This window comes from Kosakonia sp. YIM B13571, from assembly GCF_042788095.1.
GTDB classification, from domain to species: domain Bacteria; phylum Pseudomonadota; class Gammaproteobacteria; order Enterobacterales; family Enterobacteriaceae; genus Kosakonia; species Kosakonia quasisacchari.
Map to the genome: position 1 here is coordinate 697,464 of NZ_JBHZPL010000001.1, position 20,528 is coordinate 717,991.

Below are 20,528 nucleotides of genomic sequence, written 5' to 3' on the forward strand. Positions count from 1 at the left end.
GACGAATTATAGCTGCGTGACGCCGCGTGCTGCGGCCTCATCCCGCCATCTCAACAACAAAGAATAGTCTTGTCGTGCGACCACACTAAAACCACCAATCAACGCCCTGGCACATATTTCGCCAAAACGCGCGTCGCTGACCAGTTGCTGCAACGCCTCTCTTATTGATGCAAGCGTGGCGGCGCTGCTTCGTTGCGCCGTGATCAGCGGTAACCCCGGCGCTGACGGGCTTTGCGCTATCACACACAGCCCATGCAACAGCGAGGGTTCGTCGCGTTGCAATAAGGCCAACGTCACGCAGTCGATGGCAGCGATGTCCGCCGTACGGTTGCCCAGCGCCACCAGCGATTGCCGGTGGCTGCCGCTGAAATGGGGAGCATCGGCGAAAAAGCGTCCTTCGCCCGGAAGCTGCGAAACCAGATAACGCAGCACGTTATAACCTGATTGCGAATCGGCGGAATTACACACCACGCGACGCCCGCGAAAATCCGCGAGCGAAGTACCGCGATCCTCATCACGCGCCACCAGCAGGCTGCGATAGCGAAAACCTTCACAGCCCGACGCAAGATAGTGGAAGCAGCCAACAAGCTGCACATTCGGTAATTGCGTAACCAGCGGGTAGCCACAGGTCTGGCTGAGCAGCACATCATCACGCCGCCAGTGAGCAAGGAGCTCACCTTGCGGCCAGAGTTGCTGCGCCTGTAGCCCGCGTTCCGCCAGCAGTTCACACAAAGCCTGACCCAGCGCTACTGTTTCTGGTGGTGCGACGTTATACATCGGCAGGGAAAGGTTATTCACTGCGTACTTTGCTTGCAGGGTGTGCATTGACCTCTACCGGGGTAAAGAAAAACCGTCGTAACCATTCACTATAGCCGCGCACCAGAAACCCGCTATTGCGTTGCTGGTACGCTGCTTTGTCACGCAGGTAAACCGTTCGCAAGCCGTACCACGGCACAGCGGGCAGATCGTGATGCACGGAATGGTAGTTGAGGTTAAGAAACAGCAGACGCCACGGCCACGCGGCTTCATTGATCACCGAACGCGCTAACGGATCATCTGCTGCGCGGTGTTCGAGAAAAGAACGGACTTTCGTGATAGCCAGCGCCGGGTAGCTGACCATCAGCACAAACCAGACAATGGAAAAATCACAGTGGATAAGCCAGGCGAAGGTCACAACCAACAGCGCAACGTGTACCAGCCACATCAGCATGGTTTTACCTTGCCGCAAGCGAAACGCCGCCACCATTCCCACCAGCAAGTGCGCAATATCCAACGCCGGTGCCAGCAGTAAACGGCCAGCAAAGGTGTTACGCAACTGAATCAGTTTTCGCTGCCAGCGCGTCAGGCGATGCCAGTGTTGAGTGGAAAAATAGTAGGATTCCGGGTCATCCTCCGGCAACGTCAGCAAGTGTGTGCGGTGGTGAGCCAAGTGTGAATCACGATAGATCCCGTACGGATACCACACCGCCAGCGGCATTAACCCCAATAATTGGTTAAACCTCGCCCAGCGCGTGGGGTGCCCATGGATGAGCTCATGCTGCACCGACAAATACCAGGTGGTGAAGAGGATCAAAAGCGCGGTTGCAGGCAGCAGGCCGAGCGTTTTCCAGTGTGCGAGCGTACCGAACCAACCGCCATATACGGTAACAATCACCAGCCAGGTCGGCAACTCGCTGCGCCACAGCCAACTGCGCGATAACCGCCGGACGGCTGCTCGCTGTTGTTCATTTAAATAAACCGCGCTGCTTGTCGCCATTCACTCGTTCACTCCCCGCATTCTCATGTCGCCACGATGTGAGAGAACGCCGGAAATAACAAAGTATTTAAATGGCTTAGCTATTGCTGAAAATCGCTTAATACGGCGGCATCTCAGACCACTTTGCCACGCGGATCATCAACCTGTTGTTGCCGCTGGCCCCTCTGGCACCACGGCATCAATAAGGGTGTACCTGCCCTCGGGTGAACGCGGTAGTAAGCGCTAACCACACGCCTGTAGCTGGCAGTTTGTCATGGTCGGCGCTGGAAAAGTGCAGACTTGCAGAGGCGTTCATGCTGCTTCCTTAACGGACGATGAATTATGCGCGGTTTCACTGCGTGTCGCATCGTTACGGCGTGTTGATAAATACCCAAATGCTGGCAAGCCGACCATCGCGCACGGTGAAAATATCTTCGCCGCGTATCAGGTTCGGATTTTCCTGCGGGCCATAACCCCAGGTAACGCGCCCTAAACCATGGTTCCACGTCACCGAATCAGGTGTGAACGAAAACTCAGGATGCTCACGTTGCACACGAGAAATCAGTGCCGCAACGTTCTGGTATCCAGTTGCCACATCGGCGTAATCCGCAACGAAAAAATCATCGGTATAGACCTCAGAAAAGGTGGCGATCTGTTGTTCAGGGTACGCGCCATTCCAGATAACAAAATGCTTGTCGATCAGCTGCTGAGCGACCAAAAGTGCTGAAGCGTGCATGTTCTGCTCCTGCGTTACGGGCTGGCACAGCGACGGCCAGCCCGGCGTGGTGAATTAAATCTGCGCCATGCCGCCATCAACGAACAGCTCAGCGCCATTGATAAAGCTGGAAGCGTCCGACGCGAGAAACGCCACCACTTTGCCAATCTCTTGCGGTTCACCTAAACGGCCCAACGGAACCTGGGCTGCCAGCGCGTCAAACAAGCCCTGACGATGCTCATCCGGCACCAGATCACCCAAACCTGGCGTGCGGACAGGCCCCGGGCTGACCACGTTAACGCGGATACCGCGACCTTGCAGATCCAGCGCCCACGAGCGGGCAAAGTTACGAACCGCCGCTTTGCTGGCGCTGTACACGCTGAAACTGGCGGTGCCTTTCACTGATGTCGTCGAGCCGGTGAGAATAATCGATGCGCCATTCACCAACAGCGGCAGTGCTTTTTGCACGGTAAACAGCACGCCGCGCACGTTGGTGGCGAAAATGCGGTCGAAATGTTCTTCGGTAATCGCCCCCAGCGGCAACATATCGCCGCCACCCGCGTTGGCAAACAGAATGTCGAGCCGCCCGGCGCTTTTCGCAATCTGGGCAAAGACAGCGTCAAGATCCGCCATTACCGAAGCATCGGCACGAATCCCCGTAGCGCTGGAACCAATGCGTTCAACTGCTGCGTCCAGCTCCGCCTGCCGACGACCAGTAATAAAGACGCGCGCGCCCTGCTCTACCAGTTCTTGTGCAGTCGCCAGACCAATGCCGCTTGTCCCACCAGTTACCAGTGCGATTTTGCCATTCAGTTGCGTACTCATATTCTCATCCTCGGTTCAGTTAAGGAATGTCCCAGCGGCAAACCAGGTTGCCGTCTCAGGTATGGCGCTACTCTACCTTTCACGGTTTTATTGAAAAATACCGAAAAATGAAAATGACTATTCACTGCTGTGTATAATCAACCTCACACCGACGGAGGAACTCGCATGGATCAATTACTGGCAATACGCGCTTTCGCCCGCGTGGTCGAAGCGGGAAACTTTACCCGCGCGGCAGATTCGCTGGAGATGCCCAACGCGACATTGAGCAAACTGGTGCAAGAGCTGGAAGCGCACCTTGGCGTGCGGTTATTGCAGCGCACCACCCGTCGCGTAACGGTGACTCCGGAAGGGCGCGACTATTATGAAAAAACGACCCGTATTCTGCGCGATCTCGAAGATGTCGACGGATCGTTCAATGCCGCACGCGGCACGCCAGGCGGGCAGCTTCGCGTCGATATTGGCGGCTCCACGGCGAAAGATGTGTTGATCCCCGCGCTGCCGGATTTTCTGGCGCGTTATCCAGATATTCGCCTCGATTTAGGCGTTGCCGACCGAGCCGTGGATTTGATCAGCGATAATGTGGATTGCGTGATCCGTGGTGGGCCACTGGATAGCTCCTCGCTGATTGCCCGTCGCATTGGCTCCGCCCCCCTCATCACCTGTGCAACGCCGGAATATTTGAAAACATTTGGTACGCCTGCTTACCCGGACGAGCTAAAGAACGGCCACCGGCTGGTCAGCTACCTTTCGCCGCAAACCGGCAGGGCTTTCCCGTTGCGTTTTGAGCGCGATGGCGAAAAAACTGAAATTAAAGTTGCGCACCGGATTGGTATCAATGAGAGCAATGCGCATCTTGCCGCCGGGTTGGCGGGATTAGGGATTATCCAGACCTTCAGTTACTCACTCGGTGCAGCGCTAAAAGCAGGCACGCTGGTGGAGATCCTGCGCCCATGGCGACCAGAGCCGTACCCTTTTCATGTGGTGTATCCACAAAACCGCCACGTTACTCATCGTCTACGTGTGTTTATTGACTGGCTGTTGGAGATATTTCCCCAGCGAGTGAGCAAATAACCACAAAATAAGCCTGAGTAGATAAATGGCACCGCGTAAACATCGTGGAAACACGCTGAACGCAATATCCATTCCCGTCATGCAAATAACCTCTCGCGTAAATAATAGCCGTGGCTGCACGCAGCCTCGTTACGCCTGAAAAATGGCCTTTAGCCGTGGTTTTTCACCACAACATACATCGCCGCGTTAGATTTATCTGTAAGCGACAAAATAGGCTTCATAACCCTATAAAATTCCGCAGTGAACGTGACTTCCCTGTTGTGCCAGATATCCATTCTTCCTCCATTCTTCCATCATAATTAAATGTGATCCTGCCGCTTCATTCAGCTTATGGTGCGCAAATTCTATTTACTTAAGAAACGACTCATAACCAAAGCCAGCAACCGCGCGCGTTGCTCTCTCTTTTAGACGAAACGTCATGTTGAAAAAATGCAAAATTATCGCTGGATTCGCGGTTTCTCCTTTTAGGCTTCACGCCACATCCACATATAAAATCAACACCATTCGTTCTGCAGAGCAACTGCGTGTCGACGCGCTGCGTCCTGAGCTTGTAAAAACCAGAGAAGAAGCCATATCCACCAAAATTGTACAAACCCGAATGAGGGTTAACCAAACTGTTAGTAAGGAAATAGAGCGAAACCAGCGGCAATTACGCGCGCCAGTTCCGTGGCGGAAAGTTATCGCCGAACGGAAATACCCACGACAAAAACGGCAAGCGAACAGTGAAACACTGAGTAGTGATTATCGCGAGCACGCTTATGCATGTTTTACCATTAATGCCAGTCAGGTTTGTCCGATGCCGGATATAAAGTCATTGAATATCACCAAAGGTGAGCGCGACCAGGCGACCAATACAGTCATCAACAGTGCACTGATTCAACACCGCCTGGACGGCGAGACTCGGGAAGGTAAAACCTACGGCGGCGCAACTAACGCCCACGTAGAAATGGAGATCAGAACATTGTCCGGTAAATATGACGACACCTGGCAACAGGGGAATACACAACGGGAAAGTACGGTGTCACAAAATGCACGCCGCGAACGCACCGGCTATTTTGAACCCGCGGAGAACCCAATATCCCCCAACCTGGTCGTGAAGATCCGTTTTACTAAGCCCCAAAACGTAACACCGGGGCGTTTTAGCCTATCCGTTATTGCACAGGTTGCGCATTGCATTCCATGTTACCGCTCGTTTTCTCGCAGACTGAGTCCTGTAAAAAATAGGATGGCGATAACGCTTAACAGTTTCAGTTTAATATCAGCGAAGCACGCTAGCAGGATAAAACCCGCCCCCCATCATTTATGCGACACGCTACGTGCGCCGCAACAAGCGATATCCACTAACGCAATTATTACTGTCTGTAATTAAAAGATGAGTATGAAAAAGAAACTACAACTGACGGTCAATAAGGTGGATTTTTATGACTTCCGATATGAACTTGAGCGTGCCGTGCTTGCCACCAATCGAGAATATTCTCAACAGTGCCTGACGCGGGCAAAATTTCTTAGCTACCTATTGTGTAGAAACCTGAGTCATCAATATGTGGTCATGTTTAATGAAACATTTAGCAGTGCTGAAATTGCCGCTTGCGCTAACGCAAATCAAAAAGAAAAAACGCGTCAGTTCAGAGATAACTTTTACCGTTTGAAACAGGCGCTATACCTGTAATGACCGATCATTAAGAAAAATCTGCCCCTGGCAAGCGAAAGTCAATGCAAAGATATAGGTTATTTCATGATGAACAAGCGGCATTTACTAACGATTCCGATAAAAATAACCCTTAAATTCTGTGGCTTTTTTAATGCCGCATTGTTACTAAATTACGCTTAGCAAGATACCTACAAAGTCATAGGGTTGCACAATCACATATATATTTGCTAAAACCTATAATTCCGTATTGATTTTTATGTCATTATCACTAAAAATTAATTCCGATAGATTATTCATTTTTCCGCACACGGAGTGACGCTATGTCAGAAGCACTTAAATCACTTAATAACATTCGCACCCTGCGAGTTCAGGCCCGTGAGCTTACCCTTGAAGCTCTTGAAGAGATGCTTGAAAAACTGTCAGTTGTTGTTGAAGAACGTCGTGAAGAAGAATCTTCTCTACGTAAAGAACAAGAAGAGAAAGAAGCCAAGCTGGCTGCGTTTCGTCAAAAACTGCTGGATGAAGGTATCGATCCAACCGAACTTTTATCCTCGCTGAAAGGACAAACGACGAAATCAAAATCTGTTCGTGCGCCGCGCCCTGCCAAATATAAGTATATTGATGAAGACGGCACGGAAAAAAGCTGGACCGGTCAGGGCCGCACACCGAAAGTGATTGCCAAGGCACTGGAAGACGGTAAAAAACTGGAAGATTTTGCCATCTAAAAATAAAGGGTTTTCTTTATCCCACCCTGCATTTTTATCGCTTTCTAACGCAACATCTGCATGCGTTATTGTTCCCCGCCGTTCCGGCGGGGATTCTGTTTTTGTCGTTTAAAAGACCACTTCAGCCTGCACACCAAAACTTATTTGATAATCCTTACCGTCGTTAAAGGTCTGGCTATCGATCTCATGTTCTAACGCTTTCAGGTAAGTACTATAGAGGCGAAATTCCGGTCGGGAATTAAGAATGCTGGTATCCACTTTATACACCTGCGCCAGCGTCACCTTATAACCAGATTCATCCCATGCGGAATTATTGACACGATTTTTCTGTGTGAAATACCCCAACTCCAGCGCAGTCTGCATGTTTTGGTTCCAGATCCATGACGGACGAATAACAGCACGGGCGGTGGTAAAGTCCGTATGCGCCCCGGTATATGTCGAGTAAAGATCGTGGCCGCGACCATACACCAGCGCGTGCGCCATGATTATCTTCTCACCCAGATAGAACTCCCCCTGATCCACTAACCGCCAACCAATACCACCGCTGTGAATACCGTAGTAAGAACTGTTGTAATCAAAATCCGGATTGGCGCTGGAAATATTCATAAACTGGCTGGCAAGGGAGTTATTTGCCACTTGCAACGTCAATTCATTTGAGCCTTTCAGAATCGGGTTACGCAAAATCGCCTGTCCAAGCCAGGAAGATTTCACCTGATAATAGTCATTATCCGCCTGCGCTTTTTTCTGCTCATCCGTCTGGTTAGCAAACGCATATTTTGCCCCCAACTCCAGCGTCGTATTTTCTGTGACAGGGAGGTTTTTGTAGCGAACTTCAGCGATATTGACGTTAACCTGCGTGGTATCGCTACAGCTGGAAGAACCTGCGGCACAGACCGTGCTGTAATTATCAATATCGTTCCGCGTTATTGCCATACTGAGTGCGCCAACCGGCAGCTTCCAGTTTTCTATCCCTACACCGGCACCGGAAAGTGTGCGATTGCTTTTCCAGTCCAGAAGCTGAATTTCATATTGTGGCAATGTATGTTTCCCCACCCACACCGACGCCTCTGGCGCAAAAGGAAGGAGCCCGTTGCCTTCAACATAGAGCTTACTCAGTTTCCCCATACCGCCGCCGGACATCCCTTTTTCAAAGGATTCATTGCTCTGGGTTAACCCGAGATCGCCCTCAAATTGCACGTTCGCCCAGATAGATTTATCGCCATCGCGCCATGCCCGTTTTTTTAAGGACAAGTTATACCAACCGTCATATTCGTTACCAAAACGCCCAAGTGAGCCCACTGCCCAGGATTTTGGTCCGCCATTGGTGGTGGTTGCCCACCCCGAGCGGAAATAGCCGGAATATTTAAAGCCGGTATCGTCCTGCACATATTGGCTTATTTTTTTCAGTGTCCCTGGCGATAGCTCCGGCTCCGTTTTCGCTTGTACTGCCGTCGCCTGCACCGTCGCACTAGATTGCGCTACAGGCACGGCTGACGAGGCAACGTTGCGTTGCTGCGCGTGATCTTTTTCTTCATAGGCTTGCAGTTTCTGCTGCGTAACGCGCAACTGCGCTTCCAGCGCCGCCATGCGTTGTTCAAGCGTTAGCGGCTGCGCCATTACCCCGCTGCTTGCGCCGTAACAGGATAATAACGCCACGGCAATACACGTCTTTTTAGAAATTATGTTGTTCATCTTCATGAGTTCCCCTCGGTATTGCCCCCAGAAAACAAAAAGACCCGCAACCGGCGGAAAATGCTCCGTCAGTTGCAGGTCTCGCCTGAATAAAATCAGTAACGTCCTGTGGGGGTAGTTCAATTAACGCATAAACACGTTTTTTAATAGGTTGCGGCGACAACCGCCCTCACCGCAAATAGCCTCCCGCGAGTAGCGAGAGTTATACCAATAGCGCCATGACCGGCTCGCCAAAGCGGGAATGGGATTTATCGCTAATGTGTAATTCGCGCCAGGCTTCGCTGTTGGTGATGACCACCGGCGTCACCGTGTCATAACCCGCCTGCTTAATTTCATCGAGATCGAAGGTCAGCAGAAGCTGGCCTTTTTTGACTTCATCGCCTTCATTCACCTGCATATGGAAATATTGCCCCTCAAGTTGCACGGTATTAATCCCGACGTGGATCAGTATTTCCGCACCCGCCGTGGAGCGAATGCCAATGGCATGACCGCTGGCAAAGGTGCTGGCAATCTGGCCGTCGACCGGGGAATAAACCCGCCCTTCATCCGGAATAATGGCAAAGCCCGGCCCGACAATACCTGCCGAAAAGACGTTGTCATCCACTTCAGTCAGTGGGATTAACGCACCAGAAACCGGTGCGGTAATCTGCTCAGGAGCCAGCGCAGCGGTTTTCGGTGCTACCGGTTGATGCACGGTATTCTTTTTTCCACTTGCCGACGCGTCAGGTATCGCTTGCACGGAAGGTTCGTCAAAACCAACAATCAGCGTCAGCACCAGGCTGCCAATAAACGCGACGGCGCAGCCAATAAGAAAGCCGATAAAACCATCGCCATAGAAAATAGGCAGCGTCAGCAACCCCGGTATGCCCATTGAAATTGCCGAGCTTTTGGCATACCCCACCACCGCACCGCCAAAAGCCGCCGCGATCACCGCGCAGATAAACGGTTTTTTCAGTTTCAACGTGACGCCGTAGACACCCGGTTCAGTAATGCCGAACAACGAGGCAATAAAGGTACTGCCCGCCAGCGCTTTCAGCTTTTTGTCTTTCGCTCTCAGCATCACCGCCAGTAACGCACCGGACTGGGCGAAAACCGAGGGGCTGGAGGCAGCTTTGAGAAAACTGTGCCCCATCACCGAAATGTCGTTGATAAAGACGGTAACAAAGCCCCAATGTACGCCAAAAATCACCAGCACCTGCCAGGCGGCCGCCATCAGCGCGCTGGCAATAATTGGGTTGAAGCCGTAAATCGAAACAAATAAAGACGCGACAACCTCACTGATCGAAATGCCAATCGGCCCGATGGTCATTAATGTGAGCGGCACCATCAACGTCAGCAGGAAAAACGGCGTCAGAATATTGCGCACGCTTTCATGAATATGGCGATTAAGGAAGCGTTCAATTATCGACATCAGCCAGACGCTGAAAATAATCGGGATTACCGAACCGGTATATTTCATCATCACCACCGGCAGACCAAAAAAACTCACCGGCTGGCCGCCATCAAATAACCCTTGAATGCTGGGGTAAATGAGCGCTCCCGCGATCGACACGGCAACAAAAATATTGGTTTCAAATTTACGCGCAGAGGTGATGGCCAACAGCATCGGCAGAAAGTAGAACAGGCTGTCGGATGCAGCATGCAAAATAATATAGGTGCTCTCTTTATTGCTCAGCCATCCGGCCGCCAGCACAATCGCCAGCGCGCCTTTTAGTACACCGGCTGCGGCCATCGCGCCTAATAAAGGCGTGAAAATCCCGGCGACCAAATCAATCAAACGACCTAGCAGCGAGGCATTATTTTGCGCCTGTTCGACAGGCTGTTTCTTTTTATCATCCTCCAGTAATGCGGAGATCGCGCCAAACGCGCGGAACACCTCTGGCACTCGGTTGCCAATCACCACCTGTAATTGGCCCGAGCCATTCACCACGGTAATGACGCCGTCCAGCGCTTCGAGTTCGGCCAACCGCACTTTGCTGTTATCGATAATTTTAAAGCGTAAACGCGTTGCGCAATGCACCAGCGTCGCAACGTTGCTCTCCCCACCTACCAGCTGCAGAATATTCTCTGCCAGTACTTTGCTATTCATAATGAGACTTCCCGTTTCACAAACGACAGTAATAATCAGGTCACCCTGGTGTTGCCTGCATCCGCTGGCCAGCTGGAAAAAAGCAAAAAAAAACCTGGATAAAATAGTGTGAAAACACACTGCTTTATCCAGGTCTCGCCCAGAATTTCTCTGGTGACGTCCTTAACTAACGCCCTCTTTCTAACAAGCCGCGCGGGCAATTACCACCGCAAATGATCAATTTGTGAAAATCATCACGCAAATAGCGTTGCCCCGGAATTCAACAGGCAAGGAAATACCGAACCCCGCTCACATTTATCAATATTATGCGTTGCCTGCCTGAACGACTCTTTTTATAACCATGCTCACAGGACGTTACATCACCTTTGGCGAAACCTGCTTTCCGTTGCTCCGCCAGGCAACGGAAAGCAGGTTTTTTTGTTTTTTAAGATAGGGAAAACACCATGTCATTTTCTAAAACGCTATTAAGCACGTTACTGACGCTCTCTCTTGGCGCAGCCAGCGCAACAACACAAGCCGCCCCAGAACAACCGGTGTCCGGAAAAACCCGCATCCTGATTTTGTCTGATATCGGCAACGAGCCCGATGATTCACAATCGCTGGTGCGTTTTTTGGTTTACAGCAATGAGTTTGATGTCGAAGGGCTGGTTGCCACCACATCCACCTGGCTACGCGACAAAGTGAACCCGCAGATGATGCTTAAACGTATCGATGCGTATGAACAAGTGCTGCCGAATTTACGCAAACATGCCAACGGTTACCCCAGCGCTGACGCGCTGCGCGACGTTGTTCGTGCTGGCCGCGCGGGTTACGGCATGGATTATGTCGGCGCGGGAAAATCCACGCCGGCGTCACAACTGATAATCAACGCGGTGGATAAACACGATGAGCGCCCGTTGTGGATTGATGTCTGGGGCGGCGCGGTCGATCTGGCACAAGCGCTGTATGATGTGCGCGCGACGCGTTCACCGCAAGAAGTGGCGGCGTTCGTGAAAAAGATCCGCGTCTATGCCATTTCTGATCAAGATAATACCGGCGAGTGGATCCGCGCACAGTTCCCGGATCTGCGCTATATCACCAGTATTCATGCGTGGAATGATTACTTTATTGCCACCTGGACAGGTATGTCGTCGAAATATGCCGAAGGGGGCGATATGCGCCAGGTCAACAACGACTGGCTGGCGAAAAATATTCGCAACAAAGGGCCGCTGGGTGCGGTTTACCCGGCGATCGAGTACACCATGGAAGGCGATACGCCCTCGTTTCTCTACTTGTTAAATAATGGGCTGAACGCGCCGGAACACCCGGAGTATGGCGGCTGGGGTGGGCGTTACGCAGCGGTAAATCCCGATAGTCGCAGCGGTTTACGCACCAGCACGTCTGATACCGTGACCGGCATTGATGGCAAAAGCCGCCGCACCGCCAGCGCCACTATCTGGCGCTGGCGCGAAGCGTACCAGAATGATTTTGCCGCGCGTATGGCATGGAGCGTTAACGCCGAGGTGAAAAAGGCGAACCATAACCCGCAACTGGTGCTCAACGGTCAACCCGGAACAGAGATTGTGAGATTGCAGGTGAAGCCCGGCGACGTGGTGAAGCTTTCGGCGAAAGGCTCGCATGACCCGGATAACAACCGCCTGAGTTACCGCTGGTGGCAATATAAAGAACCCACTGCGACCAGCATGGGCATCCATTTCGCACCAGAACTGACGCTTGAGAACAGTGACTCACTCGCTGCCAGCTTTACCGCGCCGCAAGTCAAAACCGCCACACCGTTCCACATCATTTTGCAGGTACAGGATGACGGTACGCCGTCACTTTTCGCTTACCGCCGCGCGCTTATCACCGTGGCGCCATAAGCGACAAATGCCGGATGTGCGTTAACCACATCCGGCATCGCTTTCTCTCATATTACGGCGCTAAGGTTGCCCCATTACTGCTGATCACATCGCGATACCAGAAGAAGCTTTTCTTACGCCGACGCGCCAGCGTGCCATTACCGGCATCATCGCGATCCACATAGATAAAGCCATAGCGTTTCGACATCTGCGCGGTTCCGGCGCTGACCAGATCAATCGGCCCCCAGCTGGTATAACCCAGCAGTTCCACGCCGTCTTCAATCGCCTCTCTGACCTGCACCAAATGTGCCTGCAAATATTGGATGCGGTAATCATCTTCAATTGAGCCGTCCGCGGCGGGAACATCTTTCGCCCCCAACCCGTTCTCCACAATAAACAGCGGTTTCTGGTAACGATCGTGCAATTCATTGAGCAGAAAGCGCAGCCCTTGCGGGTCTATCTGCCAGCCCCACTCGGAGCTTTCAAGGTGCGGATTGGGGATCATGCGCATAATATTGGTGCGCGAGCTTTGATACAGCTCCGGTTGTGCGGCGGCGCAACCGCTCATGTAATAGCTGAACGAGATGAAATCGACCGTCTCTTGTAGATCCAGTTCATCCTGACCGGTGATATTGAGCGAAATGTTATTTTCGCGGAAAAAGCGGCCAATCCACGCCGGATAAGCGCCACGCGCCTGAACATCGCCAAAAAACAGCCAGTCACGATTTACGCGCTGCGATTTCAGCACATCTTCCGGTTTGCAGGTGATCGGGTAACGAATGCCCCCCAGCAACATGCTGCCGATTTTGGCATCCGGGATAATTTCATGGCAGGCTTTTACCGCGCGAGCGCTCGCCACCAACTGATGATGAATGGCCTGATAGATCTCCTGCTTGCTGCGTTCACCAGCAAGTCCCACGCCGGTAAATGGCGCATGCAATGCCATGTTAATTTCGTTAAACGTCAGCCAGTATTTCACTTTATCGCGATAGCGGGTAAAAACCATGCGCGCATAACGCTCGAACAGGTCGATCACCTTCCGGCTGCTCCAGCCGTCATAGTTTTTTACCAACCCGTAAGGCATTTCGTAGTGTGAAAGCGTGATCAACGGCTGGATGCCATAGTGCGCCATTTCATCAAACAGCCGGTCGTAAAAAGCCAACCCCTCTTCATTTGGCTCGTCTTCATCACCATTCGGGTAGATACGCGTCCAGGCAATCGAGGTGCGCAGCACTTTAAAACCCATCTCAGCAAATAACTGAATATCTTGCGGATAGCGGTGGTAAAAATCGATTGCCACATCTTTGATACCGGTGCTGTTCGCGTCACGTTCAACGACATTACCGTGTATTCCCTGCGGTTGCAGATCGGAAGTGGAAACGCCTTTTCCGCCCTCGTTCCAGGCGCCTTCGACCTGGTTTGCGGCGATCGAACCGCCCCATAGAAAACCCTCGGGAAATCTCATTTGCATCGTTACTTTCTCCTTTATCTTGCCGCCGTTAACCACCGTTCAGGCGATTGATATGAATCGTCAGGAACATCACCTCGTCGGTGGTGAGCTGGCACTGGTAATTTTTTTCAACATAATCATTCACTTTCATCGCGCAGGCATAAGCAACCGGCATCATACCGGTGATCCCCTGATAGATGCTGTCGTCGCCGTGCGCGACGGTATTACGGTTCAGTAAGCGCAGTGCGAAAAATTTGAGGTGTGTGATAAGGCGCTGATAATTTAGCGATTCTTCGTCATAGGTCAGGTGCAGATCGTATTTCAGGATTGTCAGCACATCTTTAATGATGGTGGCGCTCTGCATGGTGCTTTGCATATCGCTGTTATTTTTGGCGTTCGCCAGATGCAGTGCGATAAACCCGGCTTCATCCTCCGGCAGGCTAATGCCCAGTTTACTGTTGATAAGCTGTAACGCCTCAAGCCCCACCGCATATTCATGGGCATAAAAACGTTTAATGTCCCACAGTAAAAAGTTCTTTATTACCAGTCCGTTGGTTTGCCGCTGGATTGCAAAATTTAAATGATCGCTTAACGCCAGGAACAGCGTGTCCTGCACAGTGATCGCGAGTCGCTGCTGAGCCAGCGCAATTATCTGCTGCGTGACAGCCAGGTAAGGGGGCGGAATTTCCGCCAGGAGTTGCGAAAGGACGTCCGCCAACCCTTCCGACTTTTTGACGAACTGGCTTTCAATCTGGCTGCTGTCGACACCATCGCCCTGTCGTTTGCCAAAACCAATGCCCCGCCCAATGGCTACAATCTCTTCATGCTTTGCATTGATGAGCAGAACAGCGTTATTGCTGAGTATTTTTTCTACTTTCATTTCAGCTTTCTCACCGTTTAATCCTGATGTCTTTTCCGGAAGCGTGCGTCCGGAAAAAAAGCAAAAAAAAACCTGACTCCATTGCTGCCACACTTGGCAACAATGGAGTCAGGTTTCGCTCAGTTTTCTTCTGATTACGCCCTGGGAACCCTTATAACGAATCAGACGAGACGGCTCAAGCCCTCAAAACGGGAACTGTGATGACAATCATGGATGTGTGATCAGTATCCTGCTAACCGTGCAATCCATTGCAGGGTTGTACATGTATTTTTTGCTATTGACGCAAATATTTTTTACCGGGAACATCGGCATACAGCAGAAGAGATAATGTTTTATTAGAATCCTTTATCTATATACAACGTTATCAATACTTAATCGCTAAGCTGTTGCGTTTTATTTAATAAATAAGAATTATTACGACTCACTAAACAGGCTTGCTTTAATAAACCGGACTCTAATTGCAAAGTGGGTTCAAAACACAATTGATATATATATTTTTCCAGCAAAGAAGGTGCGGATTGCTCGCCGAAACAGCATGCAGGTTCGCACTCATCACTACAGGCCAGACACTTCTCATAAGCTTCGATTAACACCCAGCCCTGAACCAGCGTCAGCACCGGTGCGGACTGTAACTCCAGCAGGCAATCACTGACATAAAGCGAGTAAACATCAAGGATTGTGCGGCTTGTCGCCTCAGTATCACGCTTTTTTAGTAGCCGCCATATCCTGCCAAAATGACGGACGTGTATCCGGTGAGTATGATCCAAAAACCACGCTTTTGTGAAAGGAGAGCTGCTGTAAGTGTGCTTATCTCCTTCATTATCAGCGAATATATTACAGACGCCTCTGTTCGCTAAAAATAATGCCAGAGACACCTTTTGCAGTTCAGAAATATAAGATTTATTCATTGCTTCACAAAAGAATATAAGAATTTACTGTAGTACCCATAATCAATAATACATTTTAAATGAAACTTTGCCACAAAGATTTCAATGATACCTAATAAAAATTTGTTACCCGTATCGCAAAAACAATACTTAAATAAAATGCAAACTAATGTTTTCTTAATAAATAAACCTTAAACAGAGCAAACGAGTCGAATTTGTACAAATCCTCATTAACTACATGGTTATTTTACAGGCATTCAGAGAATGCCTGTAATGGCCGAGAGAGGGTTCTCCTGAGCCCCTTAAAGCTGTTTGCGCAGAAAAATCCGACTGGTTCCTTCAGGAAGGCAATCGATCCGACCAAACTCCTCCCAACCATTCTTTTTATAAAACGCCGGTGCCTGAAAACTGATGGTGTAAAGAAAGCCGGAGATGCAGCCGCGCTTTCGCCCTTCCTCTTCGAACTGTCGCAGCAATGTTTCGCCTAAACGTTGCCCACGAAGCGCTGCCGGAAGATAAACCAGATCAATAAACAGCAGCCCCAGTGAAGTACGACCAATCATCCCGCCAATGACTTCATCGGTACTCACATCTTTAACCAATACGCTCAAAGGCTTACGATCGCTGATACCGGTAATCTCATCATTAAAAGCATTCAAGCCTTGTTCCACCGGAAAAAAATTTGCCGCGACAGCCTGATCTGAAACGCTGACCACATAATTTGCCATGACCTTCCCCACACGAAAGCATTAATAGGTTCCTTGATTTGCACCAATAAAGATGAAAATTCAGTGCTAAATCTCCTCTAAAGCTTATTTAAATCAGACCGTTATCTTAGTGAACCACTTTTTGCTCAAAGTCGGCCTCCCAGCATGTTCACTGACAGAACCGGTCCGCTGGATTAAACGTTGTAAACAGAAAAAAGAAGGAAAAAAAGTGAAAATTAAAGCATTAGCGCTCAGCGTACTCTCTGTCGCCCTGCTGGCCGGGTGTGCGGGAACCAGTACGCACCCGGTAAAAGCCACCAATGGTACAACACTTGAGGTTGCCACCATTTTTAGCCCGCTGGAAATGAATAACAACCGCTACCCTGATGTGAAACTGCGTGAAGTGAGCCCCGCCCATGCTGGCACTGGTATGGGGCTTTCGTTACTCAGCGCCGCGCTTGGCGGCGGTGCGGGCAGTGGCGATGCCTTTGATAAAAATAGCTATAAAGGCAACGCGATAGATTCCATGCCGGAACCAACATCGCGCTATTTAAGCCCAAAAGCGGAAGTGAAAATTCGCGAATGGCTCGATAAACAGAGCGGTAATTATGTTTACAAACAGCCGCTGTATATCGCAGCAGCGCAGTGGTCGCTGGTCTACACAGATATGTCTGCGGGAAACAGTAATTATGATCTGGCCTACCGCGTGTTGTTCTATAAACGCGCAGAAGATGGCAATGTGCTGAGCGCGTTTGTGAAAGCTGAATGTGCGCCAACGGTGAAAACCGCGCCGCTGGCCGATTGGCGGGCGAATAATTACCAAAAAGTGACACAAGAAACGCAGAAAATGATGGATGCGTGTCTGCTTGAACTGGAAAACCAACTGCCACGACTGTTGAAGAAATAATCTGAAAAAGCCGCAAATAACTGCGGCTTTTCTTCCACTCTGTATTGATGCCTCTGGTTCGTGCCAAACAGCAGTGTTATACCATTGCTGGCAGCAATAAATAGCATGCTAATGATGGCACGGATGGCCATACGCACCGGTTATTTAGTCAGAGAGGGATTTTCAGATGAGCAACTCTATTTTTATTTCCAAAAGAATGCGCAATTTCATTTTACTGGCGCAGACGAAAAGCATTGCCAGAGCAGCAGAAAAGATACATATGACCGCCTCGCCGTTTGGCAAAAGCATTGTCTCGCTGGAAGAACAGATTGGTTATCCGCTCTTTACTCGCAAAGATAACACTATCCGTTTGAATAAAGCCGGGCAGGAGCTTTATCAGAAACTGTTCCCGGTTTATGAACGCTTATCTGCCATTGAAAATGAACTTCACTCTTCCGCACTGCGCTCGCACAAAATCGTTATTGGCGTCGACAACACTTATCCCACCATCATTTTCGATCAACTGCTAAGCCTGGAGGATAAATATGACAATATCAGCACCCAGGCCGTCGAATTCAGTGACAACGGCGTGATTGACGACCTGCTAGGCCACCAGCTTGATTTTATTATTTCACCCCAGCAGGTTTCCCCACGTGTTCTGGGTCTGGAGAACCTCGCTGCCACCGAGTTGCCTCCGCTACGTCTGGGTTTTTTAGTTTCCCGGCGCTATGAGCAAAAACAGCCGCAGGAGTTGTTGCGTGAACTCCCGTGGTTGCAGATGCGTTTTCAGAACCGCGCGAATTTTGAAGCCATGCTCGATTCTCACATGCGCCCTTGTGGGATCCACCCAACCGTTATCTACCGGGCCTACAGTTTTATGGCGAAAATCAGCGCGGTGGAAAGCGGGCAGTTTCTTACCGTGATCCCTTATTTCGCATGGCATCTGGTTAACCCCACCACACTGCGATATTTCGATGCGCCAAACGGACCGATGTATATGCAGGAATATCTATATTCCTTGAAAAACCATCGGCATATCGCCGAAGTCTGTCAGTGCATTGATGACGATCGCGACGGTTCGTCCGATTCAGCCGAGCATCGATCCTGTGTTCAGTAAATTAGTGTGCAACTCGAATACGCGGCTAAGGTCGTGATGAAGATGTCCGCCTGGAGCCGTTTCCAGATATCGATGAAGGTAATCCCGATAGAGTGGGTGCGCGCAGTTATCAATAATGGTGCGGGCACGCTCAATTGGCGACAACCCACGCAGATCGGCGATACCCTGCTCCGTAATGATCACTTTGACGCTATGCTCGCTGTGATCAACATGGCTGCACATCGGCACAATGGTAGAAATTTTTCCCTCTTTGGCAATCGAGGGCGCCATGAATACCGACAAATAGGCATTACGCTCAAAGTCTCCGCTGCCACCAATGCCATTCATCAGGTTAGCGCCCGCGACGTGTGTTGAATTGGCGTGCCCGTAAATATCAAATTCAAGCCCGACATTCAGCGCTATGACCCCAAGTCGGCGGATGATTTCCGGGTTATTGGAAATTTCCTGCGGTCGCAAAACGATACGCCCGGCGAAAAAATCCATGTTGTCGTAAATGTTGCGCAGCGTCTTGTCGGAAACCGTCAGGCTGGATGCGCTAACACCGAGAATTTTTCCTGCTTCAAGTAAATGCGCTACTGACTCCTGCAACACTTCTGAGTACATCATAAACGCAGGGATGTCCGGGCTTTCCCCGAGCCGCGCCATCACTGCATTATTGATATTACCCACGCCGCTTTGTAACGGCAAAAACTCGCGCGGAATGCGCCCCTGCGCCATTTCATGGAGCAGGAACGTCACAACGTTGTCGGCAATTTGCTGGCAGAGAGGTTTCGCGCTATCCAGCACGTTACCGGCATCCGGTAATTCGGTATCCACCACAGCCACAATCTTTTGGGGCTCCACCTGCACATAGTGCAAACCAATTCGGTCCAACGGGCTAAAAATAGCGACACTGTGGCGATATGGCGGTGCGCCGGGCGTGGCGATATCGGCGAATTCAGCCACCCGCGGGTTGTGGTAGTGGTTAAGCTCAATAATGATTTTTTTCGCTTTTCGCAACCAGGTCGGCGCATTACCAATTCCGCTGGAAAGCCAGATTTTGCCATCGGATGTTAACGCAGAGGCTTCGATCACCGCGATATCAATATCGCCAAAAAATCCGTAGTTCACCATCTGCGCAACTTCACTTAAATGCAGATCAACAAACTTAATTTGTCCCTGGTTGATTTTTTGTCGCATCCCCGCCGCAGACTGATACGGTGCGCGCCAGCTGACCGCGTCCGCTTCTGATAACGCATCATCAGCCGCCGCGCTAATGGACGCGCCGGTCAGCAAACGGATTTGAAAAGGTTGCTGCATTTGATGCCGCTCCCGTGCCCGACGAGCGATAGCGGCGGGCAGCGCTTTGGGTGAACCTGCCGCAGTAAAACCACTGAAAGCAACCATATCATTGTGCTGGATGATGTCTGCCGCTTCGTCGGCGCTCAGCCGGGGCCAGGATTGTTTCATTATCGTCTCCGTTAATCAGCGCCCAAGGAAGTTCGGCTTACGTTTTTCCATAAACGCGCTCATCCCTTCCTGATAATCCCGGCTGTCATAAACAGCGCGACGCATCCCCTGAATACGTTCAAACTCATCCGAATTCATGGTGTGTGCTTCGCCAAGCACGCGTAGCTCTTCTTTAATTACCGCAATGGCGAGCGGTGCCTTTTCCGAGATCTGATGCGCCATTTGCAAGGTGAAATCTTCAAGCTCGCTGGCGTCGACAACATGATTCAGAATGCCAACCTCCCGCGCCCGCTGCGCCGTGATGGGTGCCGCCGTGAAAATCAACTCTTTAACGATATGGAACCCGGCGTCGCGCGTCAGGTTATGGATACCGACCAGGTTATAAGGAACGCCGAGATTAACGGGCGTCATAGAGAATGTTGAAGTGCTGGCGGCAATGATCAGATCTGAACTCATGATCATTTCAAACGCCCCTCCCCAGACGCTTCCTTCCACCATGGAGATCACCGGCTTCGGGTATTTTTGGATCATGCGGGTGATCTGGCGCAGCGGGTCATCATAAGAGAGAGGATCGCGCCGCCCAGAGGGTAACTCATGTATATCATGCCCGGCGGAGAAGACTTTCGCGCCGTGCGGCGCTCGCAGGATCACGCAACGAATCTCCGGCTTGTTAAGATCTTCCAGCGCCCGCATCAAATCATCAATAAACACCTTGCTGAGCGCATTAAGCTTGCGCGCGTAATTAAACTCAATGACAGCCACTTTTTGAATAATGTTTACAACCACATACTCATACGACATATCAATTCCT

General features: G+C 50.7%; 20 protein-coding genes. 7 read left to right on the forward strand and 13 right to left on the reverse strand.

Annotated features, from left to right (window positions below; genetic code table 11):
* Nucleotides 1-6: 6 nt before the first annotated feature.
* The 4 genes from ACFX4O_RS03340 to ACFX4O_RS03355 all read right to left on the reverse strand — a co-directional run bounded on the left by ACFX4O_RS03340 (nucleotide 7) and on the right by ACFX4O_RS03355 (nucleotide 3,275).
* Nucleotides 7-825, reverse strand: a complete 819-nt coding sequence (locus tag ACFX4O_RS03340; RefSeq protein WP_380207257.1) for a phosphate/phosphite/phosphonate ABC transporter substrate-binding protein — start codon at nucleotides 823-825, stop codon at nucleotides 7-9.
* A complete protein-coding gene (locus tag ACFX4O_RS03345) occupies nucleotides 791-1,756 on the reverse strand; it encodes a fatty acid desaturase (RefSeq protein WP_380207259.1) in 966 nt (321 codons plus the stop codon). The genes ACFX4O_RS03340 and ACFX4O_RS03345 overlap by 35 nt, the downstream gene beginning before the upstream one ends.
* Before the next feature lie 349 nt (nucleotides 1,757-2,105).
* Nucleotides 2,106-2,471, reverse strand: a complete 366-nt coding sequence (locus ACFX4O_RS03350) for a nuclear transport factor 2 family protein (RefSeq protein WP_380207261.1) — start codon at nucleotides 2,469-2,471, stop codon at nucleotides 2,106-2,108.
* Between the two features lie 54 nt (nucleotides 2,472-2,525).
* Entirely contained in the window at nucleotides 2,526-3,275 is a 750-nt protein-coding gene (locus ACFX4O_RS03355; protein WP_131406129.1) for a glucose 1-dehydrogenase, read from the reverse strand.
* 165 nt (nucleotides 3,276-3,440) lie between these two features.
* Between ACFX4O_RS03355 and ACFX4O_RS03360 the strand changes: the two genes are divergently transcribed.
* Nucleotides 3,441-4,346, forward strand: coding sequence for a LysR family transcriptional regulator (locus tag ACFX4O_RS03360; RefSeq protein WP_380207264.1), 906 nt, complete (start codon nucleotides 3,441-3,443; stop codon nucleotides 4,344-4,346).
* A 149-nt stretch (nucleotides 4,347-4,495) separates the two neighbouring features.
* Here ACFX4O_RS03360 and ACFX4O_RS03365 read toward each other — a convergent pair whose 3' ends face one another.
* A complete protein-coding gene (locus ACFX4O_RS03365; protein ID WP_380207266.1) occupies nucleotides 4,496-4,621 on the reverse strand; it encodes a hypothetical protein in 126 nt (41 codons plus the stop codon).
* 143 nt (nucleotides 4,622-4,764) lie between these two features.
* Here ACFX4O_RS03365 and ACFX4O_RS03370 point away from each other — a divergent pair, with 143 nt between their 5' ends.
* The 3 genes from ACFX4O_RS03370 to ACFX4O_RS03380 all read left to right on the forward strand — a co-directional run bounded on the left by ACFX4O_RS03370 (nucleotide 4,765) and on the right by ACFX4O_RS03380 (nucleotide 6,722).
* Nucleotides 4,765-5,715: a hypothetical protein gene (locus tag ACFX4O_RS03370; RefSeq protein WP_380207268.1), complete on the forward strand. Its 951-nt coding sequence runs from the start codon at nucleotides 4,765-4,767 to the stop codon at nucleotides 5,713-5,715.
* Between the two features lie 9 nt (nucleotides 5,716-5,724).
* Nucleotides 5,725-6,015: a hypothetical protein gene (locus ACFX4O_RS03375; RefSeq protein WP_131406126.1), complete on the forward strand. Its 291-nt coding sequence runs from the start codon at nucleotides 5,725-5,727 to the stop codon at nucleotides 6,013-6,015.
* A gap of 302 nt (nucleotides 6,016-6,317) precedes the next feature.
* Nucleotides 6,318-6,722, forward strand: a complete 405-nt coding sequence (locus ACFX4O_RS03380; protein WP_017455745.1) for an H-NS family nucleoid-associated regulatory protein — start codon at nucleotides 6,318-6,320, stop codon at nucleotides 6,720-6,722.
* Nucleotides 6,723-6,830: 108 nt separating this feature from the next.
* Here the strand turns inward: ACFX4O_RS03380 and ACFX4O_RS03385 are convergent, their stop codons facing one another.
* On the reverse strand, nucleotides 6,831-8,414 hold the full coding sequence (locus ACFX4O_RS03385) for a carbohydrate porin (protein ID WP_380207270.1): 1,584 nt from the start codon (nucleotides 8,412-8,414) through the stop codon (nucleotides 6,831-6,833).
* Nucleotides 8,415-8,616: 202 nt separating this feature from the next.
* Complete coding sequence (locus ACFX4O_RS03390; RefSeq protein ID WP_380207272.1) at nucleotides 8,617-10,503, reverse strand: beta-glucoside-specific PTS transporter subunit IIABC; 1,887 nt, start codon at nucleotides 10,501-10,503, stop codon at nucleotides 8,617-8,619.
* Between the two features lie 443 nt (nucleotides 10,504-10,946).
* On the opposite strand from ACFX4O_RS03390, the gene ACFX4O_RS03395 reads away from it, so the two are divergent.
* The gene (locus ACFX4O_RS03395) at nucleotides 10,947-12,362 is read left to right on the forward strand and encodes a nucleoside hydrolase-like domain-containing protein (RefSeq protein ID WP_380207274.1); all 1,416 of its coding nucleotides are present in this window, start codon (nucleotides 10,947-10,949) and stop codon (nucleotides 12,360-12,362) included.
* 52 nt (nucleotides 12,363-12,414) lie between these two features.
* Here ACFX4O_RS03395 and ACFX4O_RS03400 read toward each other — a convergent pair whose 3' ends face one another.
* The 4 genes from ACFX4O_RS03400 to ACFX4O_RS03415 all read right to left on the reverse strand — a co-directional run bounded on the left by ACFX4O_RS03400 (nucleotide 12,415) and on the right by ACFX4O_RS03415 (nucleotide 16,286).
* Complete coding sequence (locus ACFX4O_RS03400; RefSeq protein WP_380207276.1) at nucleotides 12,415-13,812, reverse strand: glycoside hydrolase family 1 protein; 1,398 nt, start codon at nucleotides 13,810-13,812, stop codon at nucleotides 12,415-12,417.
* A gap of 28 nt (nucleotides 13,813-13,840) precedes the next feature.
* Nucleotides 13,841-14,671, reverse strand: a complete 831-nt coding sequence (gene licT / locus ACFX4O_RS03405) for a BglG family transcription antiterminator LicT (RefSeq protein ID WP_380207278.1) — start codon at nucleotides 14,669-14,671, stop codon at nucleotides 13,841-13,843.
* A 371-nt stretch (nucleotides 14,672-15,042) separates the two neighbouring features.
* Nucleotides 15,043-15,579 (reverse strand): FlhC family transcriptional regulator, encoded by a 537-nt coding sequence (locus tag ACFX4O_RS03410; RefSeq protein ID WP_131406120.1) that lies wholly within the window; start codon nucleotides 15,577-15,579, stop codon nucleotides 15,043-15,045.
* 281 nt (nucleotides 15,580-15,860) lie between these two features.
* Nucleotides 15,861-16,286, reverse strand: coding sequence for a GNAT family N-acetyltransferase (locus ACFX4O_RS03415; protein WP_131406119.1), 426 nt, complete (start codon nucleotides 16,284-16,286; stop codon nucleotides 15,861-15,863).
* A gap of 208 nt (nucleotides 16,287-16,494) precedes the next feature.
* On the opposite strand from ACFX4O_RS03415, the gene ACFX4O_RS03420 reads away from it, so the two are divergent.
* Both ACFX4O_RS03420 and ACFX4O_RS03425 read left to right on the forward strand, forming a co-directional pair.
* Nucleotides 16,495-17,172, forward strand: coding sequence for a hypothetical protein (locus ACFX4O_RS03420; RefSeq protein ID WP_380207281.1), 678 nt, complete (start codon nucleotides 16,495-16,497; stop codon nucleotides 17,170-17,172).
* Between the two features lie 166 nt (nucleotides 17,173-17,338).
* A complete protein-coding gene (locus tag ACFX4O_RS03425) occupies nucleotides 17,339-18,268 on the forward strand; it encodes a LysR family transcriptional regulator (RefSeq protein ID WP_380207283.1) in 930 nt (309 codons plus the stop codon).
* Here ACFX4O_RS03425 and ACFX4O_RS03430 read toward each other — a convergent pair.
* Both ACFX4O_RS03430 and scpB read right to left on the reverse strand, forming a co-directional pair.
* On the reverse strand, nucleotides 18,239-19,717 hold the full coding sequence (locus tag ACFX4O_RS03430) for a succinate CoA transferase (protein ID WP_380207285.1): 1,479 nt from the start codon (nucleotides 19,715-19,717) through the stop codon (nucleotides 18,239-18,241). The two genes, ACFX4O_RS03425 and ACFX4O_RS03430, sit on opposite strands and share 30 nt — an antisense overlap.
* A gap of 15 nt (nucleotides 19,718-19,732) precedes the next feature.
* Entirely contained in the window at nucleotides 19,733-20,518 is a 786-nt protein-coding gene (scpB, locus tag ACFX4O_RS03435) for a methylmalonyl-CoA decarboxylase (protein ID WP_131406115.1), read from the reverse strand.
* Nucleotides 20,519-20,528: the final 10 nt, after the last annotated feature.